The following is a 13177-nucleotide window of genomic DNA, read 5'->3' on the forward strand; positions in this document are numbered from 1 at the left end:
TTTTAAGTGAAAAAGCAAATTACAGGCTAATTTTCAATGTATGTAACAAGATGGAAAAACTTTGTAATAAGTTATAATTTTACCTTTTTCAAAAAATCAGAACGATAGGTTTCACTTAAGATTAAGGCTGTATTTTTATTGTTTTCTTCTAAATGATGAAGCACAATTTCGTTGTGATTAAAAAATTTTATCGCCTTTACCGCTACAATTTCTTTTTTGTTAATTCTACAGAAATCGGCGTCGGGTAATTCGTGTAAAAGGGTATCGAATTTTACATTCTTTAAATTCAGAAAACTTCCATCGGTAAGCAAAACTGTTTTATCACGGCTATCGCTTGAAGCTGTTGTGATGTATTGAATTTTATTAAAATACAGCAAAGTCTTTCCTTTATCTGTATTCAATTGCATGAACTTTTTGGAATTATCTGATTTATCGAAACGCTCAAAAGCTTTTGTAATGGCTTTTTGAAGACGTTCCAGTTTTACCGGTTTTGTGATATAATCAACAGCATCAATATTAAAAGCATCGGCGGCATAATCTTTATAAGCGGTACAGAAAATCACTAATTTATTATCTAACATTTCAGCTAAATGCAAACCGTCCATTCCTGGCATTTCGATATCAGAAATTAAGAGATCAAAATCCAGATCTGGAATATCAGACAAAAGTTTCTGCGGATTATTGAATGTTTTGACGATTTCCAATTCTGGAATTTGTTCGCAAAGCATTTTCAGATAAGTCAATCCTGGAAGCTCATCGTCCAGAAGCAAGCATTTCAGTTTTGTATTCAAGTAAATCTATTTTTAGATGAGCAATATAAATGTCGTTTTCTATAAACTTATCGAGTTTGAAATTATTCTTGTAAATAATTCGAAGGCGATGTTCTAAAGTCGCATGACCAAAACCGCTTCGCTCCTTTTTCAACACTTTTTTATCTGAGATTTTGTTTGAAACGGTCATAAAAAAAGCATTGTCTTTAAATTCAAAAACTACCGAAATAAAAGCATCAGCACTTTGAAGATCGGCGTGTTTAAATGCATTTTCTATTAAATCAATTGAAATCAAAGGCGCTAACAAAGGCTGATCGTATAATTTATCGTCTTCGTTGATATTCGTTTTAATCTTCAATTCAAAAAGCGGACTGATTTTAATTTTATTGATTTCGATTAGATTCAGTGCAAAATTGATTTCTTCTTTTGCCGTCACAAATTTCTTTTTGCTTTCATATAAAATATAATCCAAAACATTGGCCAGTTTATCTAAGGCGAAATACGTTTGATAAGCATGTGACTGAATCGAATTTAAAATATTCTTAAACAAATGCGGATTTAGTTTTGATTCAAGATTTTCTAACTGAAGATCATTTACTTTTACTTCAAGCGCATAAAAACTCTTTTCTGCATCTTCTTTTGCTTTTTTGGCCTGCATCAATTGATAAATCATAAAACAAATGATGACAATCAGCAAGAAAAGAATCGCTAAAAAAATAAATGTTGTGGTATTGTTGTTCTCCATATTTTTAAGATTGTAAACTTCCCTTTAATGTCATTCTATAATGAACTAAAATTCCAATTGTTAAAATTAAAATACTAGAAATCCAAAGATAATATCCTAACTCAAAAGAAATAATTTTAGCCATTGCTCCACTTTCAGCTCCCAAAATTTCACTCCAAAAAGAAAAAGAAACTGCCAAAGCTGATGCTAATAAACTCAGAGAAATAGCTTTTGGATCATTTTTCCAGAAATATATAATTGCATATAAACACAATGGATTTGCCAGCCAAATAATTTCTTCAAACAATCCACCACCCATAAAAGCGATCGCCCCCATAAAAAAATAGTCAAACGATGCACCTGTTTTTGTTTCTCCTCCGTAATTTACAATTAATGCATTTTGGCTTAATGAAAATAAAAGCAACAATAAACTCAAACCAATCGTTATAAACTTAATCTTTTTGGAATACATCATTTTTTATTCTCTTGTATTAATAAATTAATTGCAAATATGAGAAAACCTTGCGAGTAAAATATAAAAAGCACACATTTTCTCTTTCTCAAACATTATGCATTTTTGTGTTAACGTTAAGTAAAATACTGTGGTTAATTTATGATTTCGAGCACTTTTCACTACATTTGCATCCATTTTTAAAGAATATATGAAAAACGCTGTCCAAGTCGGATTTTGGGAAAAACTGGCCCGAATTATACTTAAAAACAGAATAACTATTTTGGTTATTCTTTCCCTGTTAACTATTTTCCTTGGTTATCAATGGAAAAACCTGTCTATGACTTATACCGAAGCCAACTTGCTTCCAAAAGATCATATTGCGAATAAAGATTATCAAAAATTTCTTGATAAGTTCGGCGAAGAAGGAAACCTGATTGTGATTGGTTTTAAAGATCCGAAGTTTTTTACACCTAAGAATTACGCTGCCTGGACAGAATTAATGAATGGTTTGAAAAAAGCGAAAGAAGTTGATTTGGTAATTTCTTTGAATGACTTAAAGAAACTGGAAAAAGATACTGTAAATCAAAAATTTGTTTTAGCGCCATTTATTGAAGAAAGCAAAGTACTTGATCCTGCTTATTTAAAAACGGTTCAATATGATTTGTTTCACAATCTTCCTTTTTATGAAGGGCTTTTGTTTAACAAAGAAAGCGGGAGTGTTCGTTCTGCCATCTACATGAATAAAGCGCTGGTAAATACAGCTGAAAGAAAGACTTTTATCTTAAAAGATTTAGTTCCGAAAATTGATAAATTCGAAAAAACAACAGGAATCGATCTTAAAGTTTCGGGAATGCCTTACATCCGTACGATCAATGCGGATAATATGAAAGGCGAAATCGGACTTTTTATTGGAGCGTCTTTATTAACGGTTTCTTTAATTTTCTTTTTCTTCTTCCGTTCATTCAGAGCTACATTTATTTCGATTTGTATTTTAATTGTCGGCGTAACCTGGTCGTTTGGAACACTTGGATTATTTGGATATAAAATCACGATTTTAACGGCTATTATTCCACCGCTGATTATCGTAATCGGAATTACCAACTGTATTTTCCTGATTAATAAATACCAGCAGGAAATTAAACTGCATAACAATCAGGCAAAAGCGTTACAGCGTGTGATTTCAAAAATTGGTTCTTCGACTTTGATGACCAATTTAACTGCTGCAATTGGTTTTGCAACCTTGATGATTACCGGAAACGAATTACTTTTTGAATTTGGATTGGTAACTTCTATCAACGTGCTTTCTGTTTATACTTTGACACTTTTTATCGTGCCGATTATTTACAGTTTTATGCCATTGCCAAAAGCGAAACACTTATACCACTTAGACAAAACGTATATTTCAACGCTGTTGAATGTGGTTGCTAATATCGTTAAAGGTAAAAAGACAATCGTTTACACTATTTATGCTATCCTTTTTATAATAAGTTTAAATGGAGTGAGACAAATGAAAGTATCAGGAAGTTTAATTGGCGAAATGCCGAAAACAGCTTCTTTCTTTAAAGATATTTTATTTTACGAAAAGGAATTCAACGGAGTTATGCCGCTGGAAATTATGATTGACACTAAAAAGAAAAAAGGTGTCATGAAGCCGGCTACAATTCGTAAAATGGATGAATTGCAAAATACCATTTCAGAAATTCCCGAATTAGCAAAACCGGTTTCGGTTGTCAATTTGGTTAAATATGCCAAACAAGCTTTTTATAACGGAAACCCTGAATATTACCAATTGCCGACTTCACAGGAACAGACTTTTATTTTGGGTTATGCTAAAAATGCAACCAAAAACAGTAAAGAAAATTTAATGAAAGCTTATGTGGATTCGACTGGACAATATGCCCGAATCACGACTTTCATGAAAGATATTGGAACAGATGAAATGGCAAAAGTAGAAGGAAAACTCCGCAAAAAAATTGATGAAATTTTCCCGAAAGACCGTTACGAAGTTACGATTACAGGAAAAGCTTTAGTTTTCCAAAAAGGAACAACTTATCTGGCACATAACTTAATCGAATCGTTACTTTTTGCAATTGCAACGATTGCAATTTTGATGCTGTATTTATTCCGTTCGTTCAAAATGGTAGCTGCTTCTTTGATTACGAATATTTTACCGCTTTGTATTACTTCGGGATTAATGGGGTATTTCGGAATTCCGTTAAAACCTTCAACGATTTTGGTATTCAGTATCGCTTTCGGAATTTCGGTAGATAATGCGATTCAGTTTATGGCGAAATACAAACATGACCTGATTCAAAACCGTGGAAAAGTGAAGAAATCTGTTTTCAGTGCCTTAAGAGAAACTGGTGTAAGTACTTTCTATACTTCTGTAGTTTTGATCTTAGGTTTTGCGACTTTTACTTTATCAAGTTTCAGCGGAACAATCGCCTTAGGAGGATTAATTTCCTGTACTTTGGTTTTTGCCATGTTTGCTAACTTGGTTGTATTGCCATCACTGGTTTTAACTTTTGAGAAGAAGAAAACTAAGAAAGAGGAATTGGAGAATTTGGAGAAATAATTTTTCTTTGCCCATATAAAGATATTCGCCACAAATTCACGAATTTATTTAAAAACAAATTTTAATAATTCGTGAATTCGTGGCTTATAAATTTACACTAATACTCGCCTTAACAACAAAATAGAAGAAAAATAGCTTCTTTTGAAATTGAGTGCCCTAGCCCTGATCGAAGCGGCATCCTTTCTATTTTTTCTTTAAAAATAGAAAGATACAGCGAAGAGCAGGAAACAGCTTCAAAAATTAATTATTATCGTTTATATTTGCAATTCGATATAAAAAACACTGGTTTTATTTTGATGTAAAATCAGCAATCTATAAATCTAAAATTAAAATGAGACACACAAAGGTTAAAGACTTATTAAACAGTACGACGACGCTACAGGAAGTGAATGCAAAAGGATGGGTGAGAACTTTTAGAAATAATCAGTTCATCGCGCTTAATGACGGTTCTACAATTAATAATATTCAATGTGTTGTTGATTTTGAAAATACGCCAGAAGAAACTTTAAAAAGAATCACGACTGGAGCTGCGGTTTCTGTAATTGGAACTTTGGTTGAAAGTAAAGGTGCGGGTCAGAAATACGAAATTCAGGTGAACAAACTTGAAATCCTTGGAGATTCTGATGCAGAGAAATTCCCAATGCAGCCTAAAAAACACTCTTTAGAGTTTTTACGTGAAAACGCTCACCTGCGTGTACGTACAAACGCTTTTGGTGCGATTATGCGTGTGCGTTCGGTATTGTCATTTGCGGTTCACAAATATTTTCAAGAAAAAGGATTTGTGTATGTAAACACGCCTATTATCACTGGAGCTGATGCTGAAGGTGCTGGAGAAATGTTCCAAGTGACTTCATTACCATTGGATAATCTACCAAAAAATGAAGAAGGAAACATTGATTTCAAAAAAGATTTCTTTGGAAAACATACCAACTTAACGGTTTCTGGACAATTAGAAGGAGAAACTTTTGCAATGGCTTTGGGTCAGATTTATACGTTTGGACCAACTTTTAGAGCAGAAAACTCAAACACTTCTCGTCACTTGGCTGAATTTTGGATGATCGAACCTGAAGTTGCTTTCAACAACCTTGATGACAACATGGATTTGGCTGAAGATTTTATTCAATACGTAATTAAATATGCTTTAGACAATTGTGGTGATGATTTGAAATTCTTAGAAGGAAGACTTTTAGAAGAAGAAAAATCAAAACCACAGGCTGAGAGAAGCGAAATGGCGTTGTTAGAAAAATTGAACTTTGTTTTAGATAACAACTTCAAACGTGTTTCTTATACAGAAGCTATTGACATTTTAAGAGATTCAACTCCAAATAAAAAGAAGAAATTCCAATATTTAATCAACGAATGGGGAGCTGATTTACAGTCAGAACACGAGCGTTATTTAGTAGAAAAACACTTTAAATGTCCTGTAATTTTATTTGATTACCCTGCAAACATTAAAGCGTTTTACATGCGTTTGAACGATAACACAGAACCAGGAAGAGAAACTGTTCGTGCTATGGACATCCTTTTCCCTGGAATTGGAGAAATCGTTGGTGGTTCTGAAAGAGAAGAGCGCTACGATGTTTTGGTTGAAAAAATGAAAGCTTTACAAATCGACGAAGAAGAATTATACTGGTATTTAGACACCAGAAGATTTGGTTCAGCGACTCACGCAGGTTTCGGTTTAGGATTTGAGCGTTTGGTATTGTTTGTTACAGGTATGACAAACATTAGAGACGTAATTCCTTTCCCAAGAACTCCGGGTAGCGCGGAATTCTAAGACCCAAGGTTTTTTTTGCCACGAAGGCACAAAGACGCTAAGTTTATTTTTAAACTAACTGAATTAAAGACTCAAAAAAATTAAAATAATACCACGAAGACACAAATTCACAAGTATTATTTTATTTTTCAATGAAGATAAAGATTTAAAAACTTAAAAAAACTTTGTGCCTTTGCGCCTTCGTGGCAAAACCATAAAAAAATATGCTCTCTGAAAGAACTGAAGAAATTGGAAAAATAATTGTAAACGCAGCATTCAAAGTTCACAAACAACTTGGACCGGGATTATTAGAAAGAGTTTATGAAGTTTGTCTAGCTCATGAAATTGCAAAAGCTGGTCTTGATGTAAAACGCCAAGTTGATATTCCGATCTTTTATGACGGAATTGAATTTAGTGAAGGATTAAGACTAGATTTACTGATTGAAGATTCTATAATTATAGAAATAAAAGCAGTCGAACAAATGAATCCAGTTTGGGAAGCACAAATTATTAGTCAGTTAAAATTACTAGACAAAGATTTAGGCTTTTTAATCAATTTCAATGTTCCTTTAATAAAGAGTGGCATCAGAAGATTTATAAATACAAAAAGAGTATTTTAAATTTTTCAGCGAAATAAAGTAAACAAAAAACTTTGTGTCTTAGCGCCTTAGTGGCATAAAAAAACACAAGAAATAAAAAAACTTACAGCCTTTGCGCCTTAGTGGCTAAAAAATAGCGCCTTAACTATGCTAAAGCAATTTTTAAATTTAAAATTATCCCAAAAATTATCTCCACAGCAAATCCAGCTGATGAAGTTAATTCAATTGCCTACGCAAGCTTTTGAACAGCGTTTATTGGAAGAAATGAACGAAAACCCAGCTTTGGAAGCGGGTAAAGAAGACGAATACGAAGCCGATGAATATGCTAATGACGAATACGACGATTATGATGATAATGAATCTGACAGAATTGAAGCAGACGACATTAACATTGACGAATATCTAAGCGACGACGATACGCCTGATTACAAAACTCAGGTGAATAATTATAGTGATGACGAAGAGCGCGAAACTCCTTTTGCGGCTCCAATCAGTTTTCATCAGGACTTAATCAATCAACTGAATACTTTTATTTTAAACGATGAAGAGCGGGAAATTGCTGAGTTCCTTGTTGGAAGTATTGATGATATGGGTTACATTCGAAGAAGTATTCCGGATATTGTAGATGACATGGCTTTTACTCAGGGAATTTATACTGATGAGGCTATGGTCGAGAAAATGATGACCGTGATTCATGAATTAGAACCTTCGGGAGTTGGAGCACGCGATTTACAAGAATGTTTACTGCTTCAATTAAAACATAAAACACCAACTGAATATGTTGATTTAGCGATTGACATTATCGAAAATCAGTTTGATGCTTTTACGAAGAAACATTACGACAAACTTTTACAGAAATACAGTGTTTCAAACGAACAGCTGAAAAAAGCCATTCACGAAATTGAAAGACTGAACCCAAAACCGGGAGGATCTTTTGCTGGAAATAATAAAGTTACTGAAAATGTAGTTCCAGACTTCGCGATCAGAATTGTGGACGGCGAATTGGAACTGACTTTAAACGGAAGAAATGCTCCTTCTCTGCACGTTTCTAAAGATTATCAGGAAATGATGCAGACGTATAAGGAATCTAAAGATAAATCGACAGCGCAGAAAGATGCCGTTCAGTTTATCAAACAGAAATTGGATTCGGCTAAATGGTTTATCGACGCGATTAGACAGCGTCAGGAGACTTTATTTGTAACAATGAATGCGATTATGCATTATCAGGAAGAATATTTCTTAGACGGCGATGAAACCAAGCTAAAACCAATGATCTTAAAAGATATTGCGGATATGGTTGGTTTGGATATTTCAACAATTTCGCGTGTAGCCAACAGTAAATATGTGGAAACGCCATACGGAACAAAACTGATTAAAGAGTTTTTCTCTGAAGCGATGAAAAACGATCAGGGAGAAGATGTTTCGACTTTAGAAATCAAAAAAATTCTTAAGAATACCATTGAAGAAGAAGACAAAAAGAAACCGCTTCCAGATGATCAATTGGCCGAAATCTTAAAAGAAAAAGGGTATCCCATTGCCCGAAGAACTATTGCAAAATATCGTGAACAGCTTGATATTCCGGTAGCAAGAATGCGAAAGAAGATTTAATTTTTTTTATAAACCATATAAAGAATATAAGTTCATTTAAAATAGAAAACCCGACAAGTTAAAAACTGTCGGGTTTTCTATTTAGCAATCATTTTTACATTTATTCTTTTCTCGACCTTTTATATTCTCCAGGCAAAATATTAAAATACTTTTTAAACGTTTGGGCAAAATAGCCTATATTGTTATATCCTAGTGTTGATGCTGTATCGCTCACACTATACCCATCGTTTAAAAAATCTTTTGCTCTCTCCATTTTCTTACGGATAAAATACTCTCCATAATTCTCTTTGAATAATGTTTGAAACATTGATGCGAATTTAGAGGTGCTCATAAAACAGGAGATTGCAGCTTTGGAAAGTGTTAATACATTTGTAAGGTTTTGTTCCTGTATTTCTTTAAGTTCAATAATACGCATGGCATCCGGTGAAACAGAATTTTTCGTGTCGGCATATTCGTCTCTTAGATTATTGAAGAATAATGCTATTAACTGACAGGCATATCCTTCAAGCAATTGTATTAAATTTACTCTTGTCGTATCTAGTTCTAATATTTCATTGACCAAGTCATAACTTTTATTATCAAAATTAGCAATGGCATGCATTGGCAGAGCATTAGCAAACTCTTTAAATCTTGTAAGCTCTAAGGGTATAGGTTCTGTTAGGTTTTTTATTCCCCAACTTCTATGACCAAAAATCTGTACATAACGAACGGGTACATTTTTATGAAATAAAACAGCAGAATCAAAAGCGTGAGAACTTAACACTACAGGTTTTACAAGTTCATCCAGAATATTGACCTTTTTGCCATCGGACTGTGTTACTTTAACATTATGTTCGCTTACATCAAAAGCAAGGCCATAATAATCATTTCCAATTAATTGCTTTTTATGTAACAGCACTTCATCCTTAAACACAATATCTACGCACAACATTCCTAAATTCTCACTCAATTCATAATATTCATATCTTCCGATGGCTACAGAAGATGGAAAAATCAGTTTGTTGTCTTTAAAAGATACTTCAGTTCCAATCCTTTTACTGAAAGAATTAGCCAAATCTTTCGCCCACTGACTTGAGGTATTAAAATAATATTCGACTTCTATCATAATTTATTGAACTTACAACCTTTTCCTGTACAGAAAAAATTAGTGTTTCACTGCAGCATCACGATACGCTTTTGGAGGCATTCTAAAATACTCTTTAAACACTTTCGTAAAATGACTCTGATTTACAAAACCAACAGATTTTGCTACATCAACAATCTCAAAATTTTTCTTTAACAATTCGGCTGCTTTCTCCATTTTCAACTCCTGAAAAAACTGCAGATAACTTTTAACATACATCGCTTTAAACATATTAGCAAATTTTGATGAACTCATACTGCAGTTCTTCGCTAAATCGTCTAAAATAGGAATTGGCCGTTCCAAATGGTCTTCTATACTTTTTTTTGCATCAATAATAGTAAGCACATCATGGTATTTTAATGTTCCTATAGAATTGGAATATCCTGCTTCTCTTTCTAATGCCAGTGCAATCAAACGTTTAGCATAACCTTTATAAAAAAGTTTTACGAGAAAATCAGGAGGTGTACTTGTAATAATTTCTTGTGTCAACATTACCGTTTCAAGGTCTAAGTCCAATGTAAACTGTAATGGCACATCTTCCAACAATTCTTTTTGATAGGGTATATGACTTTGTTGTTTTTTAAGACGGTATTTATTGATTACCCATTCTCTTGACAGCAATAGCACCACCATCCTGATAGGAATAGTTGCAGGAGCAATCCATGAAAGTTCTGTTTTAGATGTACTATAAAATATTTTATTCCTCCAGCTCTCCCCTTCAAGCTGTTTTTCCTTTCCATCTTTATTTACCATGAAAGAAAAATTAGTAAGGTTAAAACTCATGGCGTGGAAATAATTAATTTCTGCTGGAAGGCGTATAAAGTTTACATCATCAAAAAATATACAATCCATAATTACCACCGCTAGTCCTGTATCAACATCATAACAAGCAAAAGTTCCTTCTCCGACCGATTTAGGAAAAACGAACTGATTATTTTTTATTTCAACTTTTTGTGAGGATACCGCGTTAAAGCCCGCCGCCATATCAGTAAGGTAGCTGCTGCATGTGGTTAAATTGTACTTTACGTTTAACATAGAAATTTGTATAACGATCTAACATTTTTTTGTTTAAATGCAAATAGCAAGTCAACGGTGCAATGACCAAAGGATAAAAATGATTTAAAAAAACAGTTTTCAGATTCTGTGCAAAACAAACATCAACACAACACTATTCAATTAAACACCTTCTAATTAGGTATTTATACATAAAATTACAAAAAAAATATTTGAGCTAGCTAAGCAGTTTTATTCTAATACATATAAAAGATATTTTCTATAAGCAAAATCATTAACCACTAAATTGCTGTATTAAAGCCATTTGTTTTTTATGCATTGTAAATGTCTTATTCTTTGCGTCAAATAATAAAAATATGTGCTTGGAAAACTTTAAAAATATTTTAATCATTCCAAATTATTATTGAACCACCTTCATCTACATGGAAAACTCCTGAAAGAGAAGGATAGGCCCTGCCATCTGAATCTTCCGGTGGATTAACCGTTGCAGCGCTACCAAGTGTAGCTTGGTATGTGTTTGTATCAGCTGGGTAACCCGCACCATTTTTACCGGTTATCTTAAATGTATAAACAGCCCCTTTAACAACCCTGAACCTTGTACTCAACCAAAGACAATCCTTCGTACCTACTACAGTGCCGACGCCAGCTACACCAACAGCAGATGGACTAGCTGCCGTTGTTACAGCACTGCTTGCAATCGGAACTCCATTTTCCAAAGGCTGAAGCGTAACAGAAAGATTACCATATTCATAATTGTTGACAGGATTAGCCATCCAATAAGAACCAAAAATAATCATTTGTACATCGAGCGTTCCATCTGCTGGGGCAGTGTACGACATGCCATTAAAGTATGGATAGAGAGCCGGTGTACCGAGATCAATATAAAATGTACCCCTGGCCGCTTTCCAAAAAAAAGTACGCTGAAAAGCAGGCATTACCCAGTTGGCATTGCCTGAAACATCACCAGCGGTTAACACACTTCCTGTCTGAGGAGTACTTCCATCTACCCCTTTTGCAATTGAGCTGGTAAAAGTTGATAATTTATTGGCATTGTTAATGTTATTGTTTGCCATATTTAATGACTGCGTTGCAGTGTGATTGCCCAAATTATCAGATTTATTGCCGGTTGTTCCCGCAACAAGTCGCTGCCATTTGATACCATCCCAGTAATAATAACCTGTACCTGAACCTCCTGCAACACTTGGATTGGTATTAAAAACTAATAAACTCGTAGCGGGCGAACCGGTAACAATAGGATTGCCTGAGTTTAAATCGCTTAGACTAACCTGCGGAATTAGTAATCCTTTTTGCGAAGCACCTTCTCTCATATCCAATACAGCTGAAGAAGATGGGTTATTTCCCATCATTCCTATCTGGGCAAAAACGTTGTTATTGCAAAATACTAATAGCAATAAAAAAACGGTTATATTATGTAATCTTTTCATTTTTATTTTTTTGATGTTATTTTCCACTGGTAGAAACTTGAAAAATCACTGTCTATTTATCAATATATTTATTTAATTGGCCATGAATGTCCCCAGTACATAAGAAGTAAGAGGCGTACCTCCATAGTCTATAAAACTTCCTGCTTTGCTAGTACCACTGTTATTATTGTACTTATACAAATCAGCAGTTTCCATAGTAAAGTTATAAGTAGTTCCTGCAGTAACCGGGAACTGTGTAAAAATAACCAGACCAACAGGGTTTTTACCTGAACCGGACGTACTAACGGTTGAACTACCATGTATTTCACCATAAGTCACTACTGAACCTCTTGGGTCAGCAATGGGCGTACCACCAGTACGTGCCGTAAAGCGCAGCCCTGATTGAAACATTGCCGTAGCTATTCCTGGGCTAGTTATATCACTCATAGCTATAAAAACGGTTGCTTTTATGATAACATAACCATTTTTTGATGGTGTATACATCAAACCGGACAAACCTGGCACGGTTATCCAAGCATTTAACGTACCTGTAGAAACAGAAGCACCACTACTATATGCTACAAAGATACCGGTTGCGTTTGCTTCTATCTTAGGTAATGGCTTCCATAGTATATTACCCTGAGTATCAGCTGCCGTAGCCACGTTACCAGGCTGAGGAGCGATACCATCTGTACCCAAGGCAATGGCTTCGGTTTGGGTCGATGTTTTATTAGCTTGAGTAATATCAAAACCAGACATATTCAAATTTGTTGTCGCAGTATGATTTCCTAAATCATCACCTGTCAAATCATCTTGATTAGTCAGTTTCTTCCAAGTGTTGTTTTCCCAGTAATAATAACCTTTACCACCTGTTATAGTTGCATTAGTATTATATACCAGCAGACTCGTAGCCGGCGTAACAGCAATAGGCAATGTACTTGTTAAACTAACCAAACTAACCTGTGGGATGAGCAATCCTTTATTGGCAACAGCTCCGCCAGATAAAGACGTTCGCAAATCTAAAATTGCAGTTTTGTCGGGCGAGTTATTCGTCGTACCAACTTGTGCTAAAGCTGTATTCCCAAAAAACCATATAGGAAAGAGAACGTATATTATAATTTTTTTCATTG

Annotated in this window: 11 protein-coding genes; 4 read left to right on the forward strand and 7 right to left on the reverse strand. The window is 34.3% G+C overall.

Features of this window, described 5'->3' with window-relative positions:
• Nucleotides 1-71 precede the first annotated feature (71 nt).
• Genes P2W65_RS03030 through P2W65_RS03040 form a run of 3 tightly spaced genes read right to left on the reverse strand, consistent with a single transcriptional unit; the run spans nt 72 to nt 1969 of the window.
• Nucleotides 72-791 carry a LytR/AlgR family response regulator transcription factor gene (locus P2W65_RS03030; protein WP_289663471.1) on the reverse strand — a complete coding sequence of 240 codons (720 nt, stop codon included), beginning with the start codon at nt 789-791 and terminating at the stop codon, nt 72-74.
• Nucleotides 754-1515, reverse strand: a complete 762-nt coding sequence (locus P2W65_RS03035) for a sensor histidine kinase (protein WP_289663472.1) — start codon at nt 1513-1515, stop codon at nt 754-756. The genes P2W65_RS03030 and P2W65_RS03035 overlap by 38 nt, the downstream gene beginning before the upstream one ends.
• Nucleotides 1516-1519: 4 nt before the next feature.
• A complete protein-coding gene (locus tag P2W65_RS03040; protein WP_289663474.1) occupies nt 1520-1969 on the reverse strand; it encodes a hypothetical protein in 450 nt (149 codons plus the stop codon).
• A gap of 187 nt (nt 1970-2156) precedes the next feature.
• Here P2W65_RS03040 and P2W65_RS03045 point away from each other — a divergent pair, with 187 nt between their 5' ends.
• The 4 genes from P2W65_RS03045 to rpoN all read left to right on the forward strand — a co-directional run bounded on the left by P2W65_RS03045 (nt 2157) and on the right by rpoN (nt 8486).
• Nucleotides 2157-4523, forward strand: coding sequence for an efflux RND transporter permease subunit (locus tag P2W65_RS03045; RefSeq protein ID WP_289663475.1), 2367 nt, complete (start codon nt 2157-2159; stop codon nt 4521-4523).
• Between the two features lie 331 nt (nt 4524-4854).
• Nucleotides 4855-6300 (forward strand): asparagine--tRNA ligase, encoded by a 1446-nt coding sequence (gene asnS, locus P2W65_RS03050; RefSeq protein ID WP_289663476.1) that lies wholly within the window; start codon nt 4855-4857, stop codon nt 6298-6300.
• 203 nt (nt 6301-6503) lie between these two features.
• Nucleotides 6504-6899, forward strand: a complete 396-nt coding sequence (locus tag P2W65_RS03055; RefSeq protein WP_289663477.1) for a GxxExxY protein — start codon at nt 6504-6506, stop codon at nt 6897-6899.
• Between the two features lie 126 nt (nt 6900-7025).
• Nucleotides 7026-8486, forward strand: coding sequence for an RNA polymerase factor sigma-54 (gene rpoN, locus P2W65_RS03060; protein WP_289663478.1), 1461 nt, complete (start codon nt 7026-7028; stop codon nt 8484-8486).
• A 100-nt stretch (nt 8487-8586) separates the two neighbouring features.
• Here rpoN and P2W65_RS03065 read toward each other — a convergent pair whose 3' ends face one another.
• From P2W65_RS03065 to P2W65_RS03080, 4 genes are all read right to left on the reverse strand, one after another.
• Nucleotides 8587-9591 carry a helix-turn-helix domain-containing protein gene (locus P2W65_RS03065; RefSeq protein ID WP_289663479.1) on the reverse strand — a complete coding sequence of 335 codons (1005 nt, stop codon included), beginning with the start codon at nt 9589-9591 and terminating at the stop codon, nt 8587-8589.
• Between the two features lie 39 nt (nt 9592-9630).
• Nucleotides 9631-10644 carry an AraC family transcriptional regulator gene (locus P2W65_RS03070; RefSeq protein ID WP_289663480.1) on the reverse strand — a complete coding sequence of 338 codons (1014 nt, stop codon included), beginning with the start codon at nt 10642-10644 and terminating at the stop codon, nt 9631-9633.
• Nucleotides 10645-11006: 362 nt separating this feature from the next.
• On the reverse strand, nt 11007-12068 hold the full coding sequence (locus P2W65_RS03075; RefSeq protein ID WP_289663481.1) for a phage tail-like protein: 1062 nt from the start codon (nt 12066-12068) through the stop codon (nt 11007-11009).
• A 72-nt stretch (nt 12069-12140) separates the two neighbouring features.
• Nucleotides 12141-13175, reverse strand: a complete 1035-nt coding sequence (locus P2W65_RS03080) for a phage tail-like protein (protein WP_289663483.1) — start codon at nt 13173-13175, stop codon at nt 12141-12143.
• Between the last annotated feature and the right edge of the window lie 2 nt (nt 13176-13177).

Source organism: Flavobacterium panacagri (assembly GCF_030378165.1).
Taxonomy (GTDB): Bacteria; Bacteroidota; Bacteroidia; order Flavobacteriales; family Flavobacteriaceae; genus Flavobacterium; species Flavobacterium panacagri.

Coding starts and splice junctions, on each gene's coding strand:
- P2W65_RS03035 (WP_289663472.1), bottom strand. CDS start 1,515: ATGGAGAACAACAATACCACAACATTTATTTTTTTAGCGATTCTTTTC.
- P2W65_RS03040 (WP_289663474.1), bottom strand. CDS start 1,969: ATGATGTATTCCAAAAAGATTAAGTTTATAACGATTGGTTTGAGTTTA.
- P2W65_RS03045 (WP_289663475.1), top strand. CDS start 2,157: ATGAAAAACGCTGTCCAAGTCGGATTTTGGGAAAAACTGGCCCGAATT.
- asnS (WP_289663476.1), top strand. CDS start 4,855: ATGAGACACACAAAGGTTAAAGACTTATTAAACAGTACGACGACGCTA.
- P2W65_RS03055 (WP_289663477.1), top strand. CDS start 6,504: ATGCTCTCTGAAAGAACTGAAGAAATTGGAAAAATAATTGTAAACGCA.
- rpoN (WP_289663478.1), top strand. CDS start 7,026: ATGCTAAAGCAATTTTTAAATTTAAAATTATCCCAAAAATTATCTCCA.
- P2W65_RS03065 (WP_289663479.1), bottom strand. CDS start 9,591: ATGATAGAAGTCGAATATTATTTTAATACCTCAAGTCAGTGGGCGAAA.
- P2W65_RS03070 (WP_289663480.1), bottom strand. CDS start 10,644: ATGTTAAACGTAAAGTACAATTTAACCACATGCAGCAGCTACCTTACT.
- P2W65_RS03075 (WP_289663481.1), bottom strand. CDS start 12,068: ATGAAAAGATTACATAATATAACCGTTTTTTTATTGCTATTAGTATTT.
- P2W65_RS03080 (WP_289663483.1), bottom strand. CDS start 13,175: ATGAAAAAAATTATAATATACGTTCTCTTTCCTATATGGTTTTTTGGG.